Annotated in this window: 13 protein-coding genes; 1 reads left to right on the top strand and 12 read right to left on the bottom strand. The window is 70.5% G+C overall.

Annotated elements, in window-relative coordinates; genetic code table 11:
* Positions 1 to 74: 74 nt before the first annotated feature.
* The 10 genes from I3F58_RS11125 to I3F58_RS11170 all read right to left on the bottom strand — a co-directional run bounded on the left by I3F58_RS11125 (position 75) and on the right by I3F58_RS11170 (position 10826).
* Positions 75 to 602 (bottom strand): hypothetical protein, encoded by a 528-nt coding sequence (locus I3F58_RS11125; protein ID WP_240108158.1) that lies wholly within the window; start codon positions 600 to 602, stop codon positions 75 to 77.
* A gap of 170 nt (positions 603 to 772) precedes the next feature.
* Complete coding sequence (locus I3F58_RS11130) at positions 773 to 2782, bottom strand: hypothetical protein (protein ID WP_240108159.1); 2010 nt, start codon at positions 2780 to 2782, stop codon at positions 773 to 775.
* Positions 2783 to 2925: 143 nt separating this feature from the next.
* On the bottom strand, positions 2926 to 3285 hold the full coding sequence (locus I3F58_RS11135) for a DUF6113 family protein (RefSeq protein ID WP_240108160.1): 360 nt from the start codon (positions 3283 to 3285) through the stop codon (positions 2926 to 2928).
* On the bottom strand, positions 3282 to 4175 hold the full coding sequence (gene mshB, locus I3F58_RS11140; RefSeq protein ID WP_240108161.1) for an N-acetyl-1-D-myo-inositol-2-amino-2-deoxy-alpha-D-glucopyranoside deacetylase: 894 nt from the start codon (positions 4173 to 4175) through the stop codon (positions 3282 to 3284). Before mshB ends, I3F58_RS11135 begins: the two co-directional genes overlap by 4 nt.
* Before the next feature lie 62 nt (positions 4176 to 4237).
* Entirely contained in the window at positions 4238 to 4432 is a 195-nt protein-coding gene (locus I3F58_RS11145; RefSeq protein ID WP_240108162.1) for a hypothetical protein, read from the bottom strand.
* A gap of 597 nt (positions 4433 to 5029) precedes the next feature.
* Positions 5030 to 6124: a dipeptide ABC transporter ATP-binding protein gene (locus I3F58_RS11150; protein ID WP_240108163.1), complete on the bottom strand. Its 1095-nt coding sequence runs from the start codon at positions 6122 to 6124 to the stop codon at positions 5030 to 5032.
* Entirely contained in the window at positions 6108 to 7106 is a 999-nt protein-coding gene (locus tag I3F58_RS11155) for an ABC transporter ATP-binding protein (RefSeq protein ID WP_240108164.1), read from the bottom strand. Before I3F58_RS11155 ends, I3F58_RS11150 begins: the two co-directional genes overlap by 17 nt.
* Positions 7107 to 7114: 8 nt before the next feature.
* Positions 7115 to 8050 (bottom strand): ABC transporter permease, encoded by a 936-nt coding sequence (locus I3F58_RS11160; protein ID WP_240108208.1) that lies wholly within the window; start codon positions 8048 to 8050, stop codon positions 7115 to 7117.
* Between the two features lie 226 nt (positions 8051 to 8276).
* On the bottom strand, positions 8277 to 9200 hold the full coding sequence (locus I3F58_RS11165) for an ABC transporter permease (RefSeq protein ID WP_240108165.1): 924 nt from the start codon (positions 9198 to 9200) through the stop codon (positions 8277 to 8279).
* 12 nt (positions 9201 to 9212) lie between these two features.
* On the bottom strand, positions 9213 to 10826 hold the full coding sequence (locus tag I3F58_RS11170; RefSeq protein ID WP_240108166.1) for an ABC transporter substrate-binding protein: 1614 nt from the start codon (positions 10824 to 10826) through the stop codon (positions 9213 to 9215).
* A gap of 442 nt (positions 10827 to 11268) precedes the next feature.
* On the opposite strand from I3F58_RS11170, the gene I3F58_RS11175 reads away from it, so the two are divergent.
* Positions 11269 to 11508: a hypothetical protein gene (locus tag I3F58_RS11175; protein ID WP_240108167.1), complete on the top strand. Its 240-nt coding sequence runs from the start codon at positions 11269 to 11271 to the stop codon at positions 11506 to 11508.
* 106 nt (positions 11509 to 11614) lie between these two features.
* Here I3F58_RS11175 and I3F58_RS11180 read toward each other — a convergent pair whose 3' ends face one another.
* Together I3F58_RS11180 and I3F58_RS11185 are read right to left on the bottom strand one after the other, a co-directional pair.
* Positions 11615 to 12697: a dipeptide ABC transporter ATP-binding protein gene (locus I3F58_RS11180; protein WP_240108168.1), complete on the bottom strand. Its 1083-nt coding sequence runs from the start codon at positions 12695 to 12697 to the stop codon at positions 11615 to 11617.
* On the bottom strand, positions 12690 to 13748 hold the full coding sequence (locus tag I3F58_RS11185; RefSeq protein ID WP_240108169.1) for an ABC transporter ATP-binding protein: 1059 nt from the start codon (positions 13746 to 13748) through the stop codon (positions 12690 to 12692). The genes I3F58_RS11180 and I3F58_RS11185 overlap by 8 nt, the downstream gene beginning before the upstream one ends.
* Positions 13749 to 13751 lie beyond the last annotated feature (3 nt).

Consider the following 13751-nt stretch of genomic DNA (forward strand, 5'->3'; position numbering starts at 1 on the left):
GGTCCGACCACTTCGGCGCAACCTTCGCACGCGGGGATGTACCGGCAGGGTCCCGACACGGGGAGGGCCGGGCGTCAGGCGCCGTAGAAGCCGCGCAGCATGCCGTCCAGCTCCGCGAGGGTGTCCTCCGTGCCGCTCACGCCCAGGGTGTTCAGCAGGTCCGTGCAGGCAGCCGCGTAGTCGCCCAGGTCGACGATCAGGTCGTAGTAGCCCTCCTCGTCGTCGCGCGGCATCCTGACCACCAGCTCGGCCGTCTGCCGCATGCCCGCAGCTCCGGTGAGCAGGCTGCGCAGCATCTCCACGACGCCCGGTGACACCCCGGGCCCGGGGATGGGGGTGGCGTCGATCTGGTCGACGAACTCCCCCGGCTCCAGCCCGCGATGCTCCGCGAGCAGCGCGGTGAGCCCGGCGGCGGCAACCCCCGCGCCCACCGCGAGGCGGTTGACGTTCTCGGTGCCGCCCGCAGTGAGATCGGCCTTCGCCGCGCGGATGACCACCTGGCAGGCAGGATGATCCTTCCGCAGAGTCACATGTCGGCCCGCCGGGTCCATCGACGCGCGGATCAGCTCCATGACCGGCTCGTGCATCGCTGCTGCTGTCATGCGTCCATGCTGTCGGGCCGTCCGGCGGCACGGCAGCCGAACCGGCGAACCGGGCAGGCCCGTTCGGCGGCGGGCCGGCCGCTTCCCTCGTACCGCGGGCGCAGGCGCCCTCCGCGCGAAGGGCGCGGTTCCGCCGGACGGAAGCCGCGCCCTTCGTGCCGTACCGGCCCCTACCCCTGCGGGTCGAGGTCGATCTCGACCGTCCGTTCCGCCGGGGTCTGGCCCAGCAGGGCGGTCTGCATCGCGCTGGCGACGTCGTCGGCGCTGAGCTGGTGCTGCTGGCCGTCGCCCTTGGTGATCGTGATGCCGTCGAAGACGCCGTCCAGAAGGCGGTCGATCGCCTGCTTGTCGTAGACCTCGACCAGGCGGCCCTCGACCGGCTTCATGGAGAGGATCTGCGGCAGCGAGCGCTGCGGGCCGAACTGGATCTGCCTGCCGCCGGCCTGGATCGTGATCAGGCCCGACATCGCCGGCTCCGCGAACTCCTTCATCGCGCGGTCCAGCTCGGCCTGGGTGATCGTCGGCTGCTGGGTGGCGAGCGGCAGTTCGACGACCTTCGTCTGGCCGGTCTCGACCTGGGCGCGGTAGGCGTCCCGTACGGAGATCATCGACCGGGCGATGTCCAGGGACTTGCCGGACTTGCCGGGTACGGCGGTGACCTTGCCCGGCTCGAAGGTGATCGTGCCCTCGGTGACCGTGCCGGAGCCGCCCGCCAGGTCGCGCAGGGCGACGGCCAGTTTCTCCTCGTCCACCGGGATGACCGGCTGTGCGACGCGCTCCTGGCCGAACAGGGAACCGATCACCGACACCGGGTTGTAGTCGCTTCCGGCCGCGCCCCGGACCGTCGCCTGAGTGTCCAGGGTGAGGCCCGCCTTGTCGGGTGCCAGGGTCTCCTTCTCGCCGCCGATGCTCAGCTCCAGCGGGCGGGCGGCGCGCGGGCCGAGGGCGGTCGACAGCTTCTGGGCGGCCTCCTCCTTGGTGCCGCCGCCGATGTCCACGCCGAGGACCGTCGTGCCCTTCGGGACGTCGGAGTGGTTCAGCAGCAGACCGGCGCCGTAGGTGACGCCCGCCGCCGTCACGAGGCCCACTGCCGCCAGGACCAGCTTCGAGCGGCCCTTCTTCGGGCGTGCCGACGCCGGGACACGGGTCTCCGGAGCGGGGGTCGGCGCGGGCGCCGCCGGGGCGGGCTCGTCGAGCGCGGGCGGGTAGGCGTCGTAGCCGGACGGCGCGGTCTGTTCCCGCGTCACCTGCGCCGGGCCCGACATGGGGAACGGCCCGGGCCGCGCGGCGCGGTCGTCCTGCGGGACCACCGGGATGCCCGTCGTCAGGGTGTCGCCCGACACCTGCGGGGGGTGCTCCTGCCGGGGGGACTGCGGGTCGGCCGGGGACGGCCGCGGGGTCAGGACCGCCGTGTCGTCCGACATCCCCAGGCCCGCGCCCATGCCGATGCCCATCGGCTCCGGTGCCGGGTCCTCCGGCGGGACGTGGGTCGTGCCCAGCGCGGGGCCGGTCGTCGGGCCCGAGGGAGGCTCGGGACCGTCCGAGAAGTACGGCATCGCCGGGCCGGCGGGGCGGGTCCCCCGGCCCTGGGGCCCGTCGGCCTGCGGACCGGGCGGTGCCGGGCGCCCGGTGGCCCCGTAGCCGCCGCTGTTCCCGCCCGCGGCCGGGCCCGAGCCGGGGACGGAGCCCGTACCGGCGCCGGGGGCCCCGCTCCCGGCGGACCCCGTCGCCGCGCTGTCCGCCGCCGTCGGCGGCTTCCGCGGGGCGAACCAGTCACTTGTCCCCGTCTCGCGCTGCGCGGGCTTCGGTTCGTCCTGGACGCGCGGGTTCGCGCCCGTGCGCTCCGCCGGGCTCTCCGGCTCCGGGGCGGCGCGACGCGCGGGGACGTCGGAGGCGGGCTCCGCGGCCTCCTCCTCCGTCCCGTCGCCCTCGCCGACCGGCTTGCGCATGACCACGGGCGGGATGGGCCGCGACCCGGGGATGTTGATCCGGATGCGGGTCGTCAGCGTCGTCTCGGTCTTCGGCTGCTCCGGCTCCCCGGCGGCAGCGGCGGCGTCCGTGTCGGCGTCGCCCGGCGTCTCCTGGGACCGGCCGGTTCCGTACGGCGGTGTCCCCGAGGGGTACGCGGCTCCGCCACGCCCCTGGGGCCCCGAGGACGAGGTGTCAGTTTCACGAGTCAAAGCAGGCTCTCCCGGTTGGCTCCGCCGCCCGCTCTCACACACGCGGGCGTCCGGCGGCGACGCACCACCATACTGGCCGCCGTCGGCGCGCCATTCCCGGCCAGGGGAACATCAGCACGCACGACGGGGCAAGTTCGAACGGGTCACTTGTCAAGTGGGCGTGCCGGCCCGTGGTGTTGGGGCACCACAGCCAAAGTGGCACAGATCACAGCGAGTGACATGCCACCCAGCACGTACACCAGATCGGCCAGTCCTCCCCAGAACAGCTGGTCACCCTCACCGCGGCCGCGGCTGAGCAGGATGACGGCCACCAGCCAGCCGGCTCCGGCGCTGAGGATGCCGAGGTGGCTGCCGGTCGCGCGCAGCCCGGCGTAGAAGAGGAAGAAGGTCGCCAGGAGGGCCAGCAGCAGGCCGCCGGGGAACCAGCCGCCCTGCACGAGCGCGCCCGCCGTGCCCACCAGCGCGCCGAGCACGACAAGCCCCGCATGCGCCAGCGCCTTCACGGGGCGACCACTCCCGCGAACAGGTCGGTCTCCCGCCGTCCTTCCGGTGCTCCCGGCTCTCCTCGCGCCAGTTCGTAGTACTCGTCGGAGAAGAGGGGCTGGCCCAGTTCGTTGGAGAGCGCGAAGAACGCCCCCTGCACGGTGACCTGTGTGGCGTGCGCCCGCATGGCCGCGGCCTTGCGGTCCGCGTACGGCGTGCCGTCGATATGCGCGGTGACGGCACCGTCGTCGACCACGCCCGGGATGTCCTCGATCGTGCCGGCACCCGGGAACGTCACGTCCGTCGCCGTGCGCAGGGCCGCGAAGCCCGCCTCCGCCACCGGACGCGGGACGCGGTTCCAGTAGATCTTGGCGATCGCGTACGGGGCACCCAGCTCCGGGGCGTACGCCGGGTCCGCCGCCAGGTCCGCGGCGCGCATCGCCACCCGGTGGGCCTGGATGTGGTCGGGGTGCCCGTATCCGCCGTCCGGGTCGTAGGTCACCAGGACCTGGGGGCGCGTCTCGCGGATCACCGCGACCAGGTGGGCCGCCGCCTCGTCGAGGTCCGCGCTCCAGAAGGCGCCGGGGCGCTCGTTCTGTGGGAGGCCCATCATGCCGGAGTCGCGGTAGGCGCCGGGGCCACCGAGGAAGCGGTGGTCGGTGACGCCCAGCTCCTTCATGGCGGCGGCGAGTTCGCCCACGCGGTACGGGCCGAGCCGGTCCTCCCGGTCGGGTGCGAGGTGGGCGAGGGCGGGCGGGATGACCTCGCCCTCCTCGCCCCGGGTGCAGGTCACCAGGGTGACCTGGGCGCCTTCGGCCGCGTACTTGGCCATGGTGGCGCCGTTGTTGATCGACTCGTCGTCGGGGTGCGCGTGCACCAGGAGCAGACGACGGGTGGGCAGATCCGTCATACGGACACCCTACGAGCCCCCGGCGCCGGAGCGGCGCACGGGAAGCCGCACAGGAGGTGGCGCTAGAACTTGAAGCTGCCGATCATGCTCGCCACGCTCGTGGTCAGACTGCTGACCGTGGGCGCGATGGAGGAGCTGGCGATGTAGAAACCCAGGAGCATGCACACCACCGCATGCCCGGCCTTCAGCCCCGATTTCTTGATCAGCAGGAAGACGATGATCGCCAGCAGCACCACCGCCGAAATCGAGAGTGCCACGGCGGTTCACCTCCATCGGTGTCGGGAACGGTCAGCGCGCATGTGCCAGAGGGTTCTTACCCACCTTGCGCTACGGATCATAACGATCCGCTCGCACCCCGTGGCCGTCGCACAGAGGCACTCGGGGGCGCACAACCCGGGTTTCGGACAGATGATCGCCGCCGCACCGGGCCCGCCTCCCGGGCTCCGCATGGCCGGATCTGTTGCCCGAAGGGCCTGAGGGCGGGCCGCGCAGCGGGCGCGTCCGCAGGGCGGACATCCGTGCGGCCGGATCCCGCCCGGCGGCGAGCACCCGTACCCCTTGCGGCACTTGTACCGATCGGGCGTACGAGAAGGGGTGAGCCACGCGGTCCGGCACGGGTCTGCGCGCGTCACGAGTCCGCGTACGGGAACTTGGCCGAATCCATATGTAAAGGTGTCCGCATGGCGACCGGCCGGGACGACATGGCAACGCCCCGGCCGGTCCACGGCACCCGCACGGCCGTACACAGTTCAGACTTCCGTGTCCGTATATCGGAACGAGGTCGGAGCCGTGTCCACCGTGTTAACCGGCCGGAGACGTCCCCCGGAGGAACGCGGCGACGGGCCGCGCCCCGCTCAACTGCCTTCCGGCACCACGTGTTTCTCCTCGGCGAAGTGGCATGCCGACGGATGCCCGGCCGTGCGCGGCTCCGCGTCCCGGAACCACGGCGGCACCTCCAGCGGCGGCAGCTCCAGGGCGCACCGCTCCTGGGCCTTCCAGCAGCGGGTGCGGAACCGGCAGCCGGAGGGCGGGTTCGCCGGGGAGGGCACGTCGCCGGCCAGCAGGATGCGTTCGCGGTGTGCACGGGCCGCCGGGTCGGGCACGGGCACCGCGGACAGCAGCGCCTGGGTGTAGGGGTGCGTGGGGTGGTCGTAGATCTCGGTGTCGGTGCCGGTCTCGACGATGCGGCCCAGGTACATGACGCCGACCCGGTCGGAGATGTGCCGGACAATCGACAGGTCGTGGGCGATGAACACGTACGAGAGGGAGAACTCCGCCTGGAGGCTCTCCAGCAGGTTGACGACCTGGGCCTGCACGGAGACGTCCAGCGCGGAGACCGGCTCGTCCGCGACGATGATCCGGGGGCGCAGGGCGAGGCCCCGGGCGATGCCGATGCGCTGCCGCTGGCCGCCGGAGAACTGGTGCGGGTAGCGGTTGATGTGCTCGGGGTTGAGGCCGACGACCTCCAGCAGGTCCTGAACCCTGCGGCGGCGCTCGCCCTTGGGGGCGGCCTCGGGGTGGATCTCGTACGGCTCCCCGACGATGTCGCCGACCGTCATGCGGGGGTTGAGGGAGGTGTACGGGTCCTGGAACACCATCTGGATGTCGCGCCGCACGGCCTTCATGGCCCTGCCGGACAGACGGGTGATGTCCTCACCCTGGTAGCGGATCTCGCCGGAGGTGGGGCGTTCCAGGTTGACGAGCATGCGGGCGACCGTGGACTTGCCGCAGCCGGACTCCCCGACGATGCCGAGGGTCTCGCCGGGGCGCAGGTCGAAGGTGACGCCGTCGACGGCCTTGACCGCGCCGACCTGCTTCTTGAAGAGGACGCCCTGGGTGAGGGGGTAGTGCTTGACGAGGTCCCGCACCTCCAGGATGGGCGGCTCGGCCGGCGGGCGGGGCTGCTGGAGCTGTGCGGTCTCGGCCCTGCTCTCAGTGCTGGGCGGCATCGATCGGCTCCTTGTTCAGGGTCTCCCGCCAGAAGTGGCAGGCGCTGGCCCGGGTGAGGGACACCTCGTACAGGGGCGGGACGTCGGTGTGGCAGAGGTCGCGGGCGCGGGGGCAGCGCGGGTGGAAGGCGCAGCCGGGCGGGATGGCCATCAGGTTGGGCGGCAGGCCCTTGATGGCGTACAGCTCCCGGCCCTTCTGGTCGAGGCGCGGGATGGAGTCGAGGAGACCCTGGGTGTAGGGGTGGGCGGGCGCCTTGTAGATGTCGTGGACGGGCGCGGTCTCGACGATCCGGCCGGCGTACATCACCGCGATCCGGTCGGCCACGTCCGCGACGACGCCGAGGTCGTGGGTGATCAGGATGAGGCCCATGCGCAGTTCGCGCTGGAGTTCCGCGAGCAGTTCCATGACCTGGGCCTGGACGGTGACGTCGAGGGCGGTGGTGGGCTCGTCCGCGATGATCAGGGCGGGTTCGAGGGCCATCGCCATGGCGATCATGATGCGCTGGCGCATGCCGCCGGAGAACTGGTGCGGGTACTGGCCGACGCGTTCGCGGGCGGCGGGGATGCGGACCCGGTCCATGAGTTCGACGGCCTTCTCGCGGGCGTCCTTCCTGGACATGCCGCGGTGGACGACGAACATCTCCCCGAGCTGGTCGCCCACGGTGAGAACGGGGTTCAGGGCGGACAGCGCGTCCTGGAAGATCATCGCCATTCCGGCGCCGCGGATCCCGCGCCGCTCGTCCTCCTTGAGGGTGAGCAGGTCGCGTCCCTGGAAGAGGATCTGCCCGCCGGTGATCCTGCCGGGGGGCATGTCGAGGATGCCCATGACGGCCTGCGCGGTGACGGACTTGCCGGAGCCCGACTCCCCCAGCACGGCGAGGGTCTCGCCCTCGTCGACGGAGTACGTGACACCGTTGACCGCCTTGGCGACGCCGTCGCGGGTGTGGAACTCGACGTGGAGGTCGCGGACTTCGAGCAGCACGGCGGCTCTCACCTCAGCTTCGGGTCGAGGGCGTCGCGGACGGCGTCGCCGAGCATGATGAACGCGAGCACGGTGATGCTGAGGGCACCGGCCGGCCACAGCAGCATGTGGGGGGCGTTGCGGATCTGCGGGGCCGCGTTGGAGATGTCGATGCCCCACGACACGGTGGGCGGGCGCAGCCCGACACCGAGGAAGGACAGGGTGGCCTCCAGCGCGATGTACGTGCCGAGGGCGATCGTCGCGACCACGATGACGGGCGCGACGGCGTTGGGCGCGACATGGCGGAGCAGGATCCGCCCGGGGCTCGCGCCCAGGGAGCGGGCGGCCTGGACGTAGTCGTGCTGTTTGGCGGTGATGACCGAGCCGCGCGCGATGCGGGCGAGCTGGGGCCAGCCGAGCAGCACGATGAGCCCGACGACGGGCCAGACGGTGGTGCTGGTGACGACGGACAGGAAGACCAGGCCGCCGAGGATGACGGGGATGCCGAAGAAGATGTCGGCGGTACGGGAGAGCAGGGCGTCGCTCCAGCCGCCGGAGAAGCCCGCGAGGCCGCCCAGCAGGCTGCCGAGCAGGGCGGCGCCGAACGTGGCGGCGATGCCGACGGTGATGGAGGCACGGGCCCCGTGGACGGTGCGCGCGTACACGTCGCAGCCCTGGGTGTCGTACCCGAAGGGGTGGCCCGGCTCTGAGCCCTGCTGGGACTTGGACAGGTCGCAGCGGAGCGGGTCGGTGCTGGTGAGTAGCTGCGGCCAGATCGCGATGACGACGAGGAAGACGATGAGCAGGGCGGAGACGATGAAGACGGGGTTGCGGCGCAGCTGGTGCCAGGCATCGGTCCACAGGCTGCGGGGTTTGCCGCCGGGGCCGGGGGCGGCGCCGTCGGTCGTGGTGGGTTCGGTCTCCCTCTTGTCGAGGGTCTCCGCTTCGCTCATGGCGAGGTCCATCTGGCCGCCCGCGCCCGTCGGGGCGATGACTTCGCGGGGGTCGTCGTAGGGGGTGTAGGGGCTGTGGACGCCCCCGGGTGTGGTGATGCCGTTGGGGTCCTTGGGCCTGGGCGGGTCGTGCGGGTGGTCCTCGGGGGGCCGGTTGTGGCCCTGCGGCTCGGGACTCTCGGGGCTCTCAGGGCTCTCAGGGCTCTCAGGGCTCTCGGGGCTGGGCGGGTCGGGTGCGTCAGGCATAGCGGATCCTCGGGTCCAGGACCGCGTAGAGCAGGTCGACGAGCAGGTTCGCCACCAGGAAGACGATCACGAGGATCGTCACGAAGCCGACGACGGTGGGCGAGTTGTTGCGCAGGATGCCCTGGTAGAGCTGGTAGCCGACGCCGTGGATGTTGAAGATCCGCTCGGTGACGATGGCCCCGCCCATGAGGGCGCCCACGTCGGCGCCGATGAAGGTGACGACCGGGATCAGGGAGTTGCGCAGCAGGTGCCGGGTGATGATGCGGCGCCGCGGCAGGCCCTTGGCGGTGGCGGTGCGGACGTAGTCGGCGCGGACGTTCTCCGCGATGGAGGTGCGGCTGAGCCGGGTGACGTACGCGAGGGAGACCAGGGCCAGGACGACGCCGGGCAGGATCAGTTCGTCGAAGGTCGCGTCGGAGGACACCGACGGCCTCACCCAGCCCCACTTCACGCCCAGCAGGTACTGGAGGAGGTAGCCGGAGACGAAGGTGGGGACGGAGATGACGATCAGGGTGAGGACGAGCAGTCCCGTGTCGACGGGCCGCCCGCGCTTCAGTCCGCTGATCACGCCGAGGGCGATCCCGAAGACGATCTCGATGGCGATGGCGACGATCGTCAGCCGGAGGGTGACGGGGAAGGCGTCGGCCATCAGGTCGAGGACGGGCTGGCCGTTGAAGGCGGTGCCGAAGTCGCCCTGGAAGATGGCGGCCATGTAGAGCAGGTACTGCTTCCACAGGGGCTCGTCGAGGTTGAGGTCCTCGCGGATGCGGGCGGCGGTGGCCGGGTCGGGGGCCTTGTCGCCGAACAGGGCGGCGACCGGGTCCCCGAGGGCGTACACCATGAGGAAGATGAGCAGGGTGGTCCCGATGAACACCGGGACCATCTGCAGGAGCCGCCGGATGACGTAGCGTCCCATGCCGGGGCCCGCTCAGCCGACCTTGATCTGGTCGTACACCGGGACGCTGAACTGGTTGAGCTTCACGTCCGAGAGCCGCTCGGCGTAGCCCGCACTGCCGTTCTGGTACCACAGCGGGATGGCCGGCATCTGCTCCGCGAGGACCCGCTCGGAGTCCTGGAACAGGTCGACGGCCTTGGCCTGGTCGCTCTCGGCGTTGGCCTCGTCGACGAGCTGGTCGAACCGGGCGTTGCTGAACTTGCCGTTGTTGGAGGAGGCGCCGGTGTAGTACAGCGGCTGGAGGAAGTTCTGGATGAGCGGGTAGTCGGCCTGCCAGCCGGAGCGGTAGGGGCCGGTCATCTTGTCGGTGGTGACCTGGTTGCGGAAGTCCGCGAAGGTGCCGACGGGGTTGACGGTGCAGACGGTGCCCTGGGCGAGGACGTTGTTGATGCTGTTGCAGACCGCTTCCATCCAGTCGCGGTGGGAGCCGGTGTCCACGTTGGAGGTGAGGGTCATCTTGCCGCCGGGGAGGCCGCCGCCCTCGGCGATGAGCTGCTTGGCCGCGTCCGGGTCGAACTCGCAGGCGTCGCCGCAGATGTCGGCGAACCCGCCCTGCTCGCCGAGGGCGGGTGAGGTCCAGTCCTCGGCGGGGGTGCGGGTGTTCTGGAAGATCTGCTGGGTGATCTCCTCGCGGTTGATCGCCTTGGAGATGCCGATGCGGACCTTCTCCATGCCGGGCTTGTTCCACTCGGGCCGGTAGAAGGGGAACACGACCGTCTGGATGATCAGCGCCGGCTGGTTGATGTACCGGTCCCCCAGATCGCTCTCCACGTTGCGGAGCTGCTGGGCGGGGATGTCGTCGACGAGGTCCAGGTTGCCGGCGAGCAGGTCCGTGTAGGCGGTGTTGTTGTCGGTGTAGACCCGCAGGTCGACACCGGCGTTCTGGGCCTTGTCGGGGCCGGTGTAGTTCTCCCAGCGGCGCAGCCGCATGACGCTGCCGCGCTCGTACGAGTCCACGGTGTACGGGCCGTTGCCGACCGGCTTGTTCAGCCAGGCGGCGTGGTCGGTGAAGAACGCCTGGGGCAGCGGCATGAACGCGTTGTAGCCGAGGGTGTCGGGCCAGGTGGAGAACTTGTTCTTCAGTGCGACGGTGAAGTGCAGGTCGTCCTGGACGGCCAGACCGCTCATGGTGTCGGCGGTGGCGGAGCCCTCGGCCGGGTGGACCTCGTCGTAGCCGACGATGTCGCTGAAGAAGGGGGCGTTGGCCTGGGTGTTGTCGATGTCCGCGGCGTAGTTCCATGCGTCGACGAAGGACTCGGCGGTGACCTTCTCGCCGTTGCTGAAGGTCCAGCCGTCCTTGAGGGTGACGGTGAAGTTCTGGGAGTCGGTCGTCTCGATGCTCTCGGCGACCATGTTCTCGGCTTCGCCGGTCTCCGGGTCGTACCTCTTCAGCCCCCGGAAGATCATGTCCAGCACCTTGCCGCCCTGGACCTCGTTGGTGTTGGCGGGCTCCAGGGGGTTCTGGGGGTCGCCCCACGACGAGCTCAGGATCCCCTCGCCGCCACCGGAGTCGCCGCCGCAGGCGGTCGCCGCGAGGGCGGCGGCCATGGCGCATGCGACCCACTTGGCGTACCTGGCTCCACGCATGGAGTGCCTCCTGACCGGGACGGTGCCGTGTGCTTCCGACTGCGCCCCAATAGATCGCGGGCATGCTGCTCCCGCACCTGTACGACACCCATCCGGGACCATGCCGCCGCGCCAAACCGCCCGTACGGGTGGGGTGGGGGCCATGGCCCGACGGCGTACAGTCGCCCCGGAGAGGTACAGCGACCTTGGCGGGTGGGGCGGGCGCAGGTTACGCGGCCACAGAGCCGGGTCCACTGCGCTGCCCGAAACAGACAGACCGGCTGTGAACCCTCCCGGGCCGGTCGTCATGCTCGTTACGGCCACAACCTGCCAGCTCTCGGAGCGATTCAGCCATCCTGTCGGAGGACGTCCGCCTTCTTCAGCAGCTGACAGGAAAACCCTTCGCGTGCAGGTCGCATCCGTGCAAGGCTCACGCCCGCATCTCAGTTTCGAAGGGGGAGAAATGATCGCGAAGCATGCCGTGAGGCACTGGTCCGTGAAGGTGGGCACCATCGTCACAGCGACCGCCGCAGCCGTGGCCTTTTCTGCAGGACCGGCCTCGGCGGAGACAATCCTCAGGTGGTACTCGTACACCACTCAGGGTGCGAAGAAGTGCAACAGTGATGCCAACCTCGCCGGCCCGGGTTACTACTGCACGACCGTCACCGTGACCGGCACCAAGTTCTACGCCCTGGCCCGCTGACCGCAGCACGCCGAGGAACCTGAAGGCCGTCTCGGCGTGGGGATACCAGGTTCACGAAAGGCGCCCGCAACCTCATCAGGTTGCGGGCGCCTGCCGTGCTCGGAGGTTACGCCGCGTGGATGACGTCCTTCTCCTCGGCGAAGTGGCACGCCGACTCGTGGGCCGCCGGCGTGTCCGTGTTCTGGAAGCGCTCGGGGACCGCCAGCAGCGGCACCTCCTGGGCGCACTTGTCCTGCGCCTTCCAGCAGCGGGTGCGGAAGCGGCAGCCCGACGGCGGGTCGGCCGGTGACGGGACGTCACCGGTCAGGATGATCCGCTCGCGGCCCTCGCGCAGGTCCGGGTCCGGGACCGGGACCGCCGACAGCAGCGCCTGGGTGTAGGGGTGCGTCGGGTGGTCGTAGATCTCCGCGTCCGTGCCGATCTCGGCCATCTTGCCGAGGTACATGACGCCGACCCGGTCGGAGATGTGCCGGACGATCGACAGGTCGTGCGCGATGAACACGTACGACAGGTCGAACTCGTTCTGCAGCTTCTCCATCAGGTTGACGACCTGGGCCTGGACGGACACGTCCAGCGCCGAGACCGGCTCGTCGCAGATGATGATCTCCGGGTTCAGCGCCAGCCCGCGCGCGATGCCGATGCGCTGGCGCTGGCCGCCGGAGAACTGGTGCGGGTACCGGTTGATGTACTCGGGGTTGAGGCCCACGACGTCCAGCAGCTCCTGGACCTTGCGGCGCCGGTCGCCCTTCGGGGCCACCTCGGGGTGGATCTCGAAGGTCTCCCCGATGATGTCACCGACCGTCATCCGGGGGTTCAGGGACGTGTACGGGTCCTGGAACACCATCTGGATGTTGCGGCGCACGGCCTTCAGCGCGCGGCCGGACAGCTTGGTGATGTCCTGGCCCTTGTAGAAGATCTCACCGGACGTCGCGGTCTCCAGCATCATCAGCAGCTTGGCGACCGTGGACTTGCCACAGCCCGACTCGCCGACGATGCCGAGGGTCTCGCCCCGGTAGAGGTCGAAGGAGATGCCGTCGACGGCCTTGACCGCGCCGACCTGCTTCTTGAAGAGGATCCCCTGGGTCAGCGGGAAGTGCTTGACGAGGTTGCGGACCTGGAGGATCGGCTCACCCCGGTCCGCGGCCGGCTTCGCGTCCACGGCCTCGTCCTTCTTGGCCAGCTCAGCCATGGATCGTCTCCTTCCAGAAGTGGCACGCGCTGCCGCGGCCGGTGAGCTCGGTGCCGTCCTGCTCGGTCACCTGGTGCAGCGCCGGGACGTCCTCACGGCAGACGTCCTGCGCCTTGGGACAGCGCGGGCTGAACGCACAACCCGAGGGGATGCGCGTCAGGTTGGGCGGCAGGCCCTTGATGGCGTAGAGCTCCTGGCCCTTCTGGTCCAGACGGGGAATCGAGTCCAGCAGACCCCGGGTGTACGGGTGGGCCGGGCGCTTGTACAGCTCGTGCACCGGCGCCTCCTCCACGATGCGGCCCGCGTACATCACCGCGATCTTGTCCGCGACGTCCGCGACGACGCCGAGGTCGTGGGTGATGAGGATCAGCCCCATGTTGTACTCGCGCTGCAGCTCCGCGAGCAGGTCCATGACCTGGGCCTGGACCGTCACGTCGAGCGCTGTGGTGGGCTCGTCCGCGATGATCAGGTCCGGCTCCAGCGCCAGCGCCATGGCGATCATGATGCGCTGGCGCATACCGCCGGAGAACTGGTGCGGGTAGTCGTTGACCCGGGCCGCGGCGGCCGGGATCTTCACCCGGTCCATCAGCTCGATGGCCTTGGCCTTGGCGTCCTTCTTGGACAGACCCTGGTGCACCCGGAACATCTCACCGAGCTGGTAGCCGACGGAGAGCACCGGGTTCAGCGAGGACAGGGCGTCCTGGAAGATCATCGCGATCTTGCTGCCGCGGATCTTGCGGCGCTCCTCGGCGGACATCTTGAGCATGTCCTTGCCGTGGAAGAGGATCTCGCCCTGCGGGATACGGCCCGGCGGCATGTCGAGGATGCCCATGACGGCCTGCGCCGTCACAGACTTGCCGGAGCCGGACTCGCCGAGCACGGCCAGCGTCTCGCCGGAACGGACCGAGTAGTTCACGCCGTTGACGGCCTTGGCCACGCCGTCCCGGGTGTGGAACTCCACGTGCAGGTTCCGGACGTCGAGCAGCGGGCTGCCGTCGTCCTCGGCGCCGCGAGGCGCGGGGACGTCCGCGGTTTTGGAGATGGTGGTCACGTA

Origin of the sequence: Streptomyces sp. MUM 203J (genome assembly GCF_022414595.1) — a bacterium.
Classification (GTDB): domain Bacteria; phylum Actinomycetota; class Actinomycetes; order Streptomycetales; family Streptomycetaceae; genus Streptomyces.

Bases quoted from the DNA above. Each gene is read 5' to 3' on its own strand.
- I3F58_RS11125 (WP_240108158.1), bottom strand. From the start codon at position 602: ATGACAGCAGCAGCGATGCACGAGCCGGTCATGGAGCTGATCCGCGCG.
- I3F58_RS11180 (WP_240108168.1), bottom strand. From the start codon at position 12,697: ATGGCTGAGCTGGCCAAGAAGGACGAGGCCGTGGACGCGAAGCCGGCC.
- I3F58_RS11175 (WP_240108167.1), top strand. From the start codon at position 11,269: ATGATCGCGAAGCATGCCGTGAGGCACTGGTCCGTGAAGGTGGGCACC.
- I3F58_RS11150 (WP_240108163.1), bottom strand. From the start codon at position 6,124: ATGCCGCCCAGCACTGAGAGCAGGGCCGAGACCGCACAGCTCCAGCAG.
- I3F58_RS11160 (WP_240108208.1), bottom strand. From the start codon at position 8,050: ATGGACCTCGCCATGAGCGAAGCGGAGACCCTCGACAAGAGGGAGACC.
- mshB (WP_240108161.1), bottom strand. From the start codon at position 4,175: ATGACGGATCTGCCCACCCGTCGTCTGCTCCTGGTGCACGCGCACCCC.
- I3F58_RS11165 (WP_240108165.1), bottom strand. From the start codon at position 9,200: ATGGGACGCTACGTCATCCGGCGGCTCCTGCAGATGGTCCCGGTGTTC.
- I3F58_RS11170 (WP_240108166.1), bottom strand. From the start codon at position 10,826: ATGCGTGGAGCCAGGTACGCCAAGTGGGTCGCATGCGCCATGGCCGCC.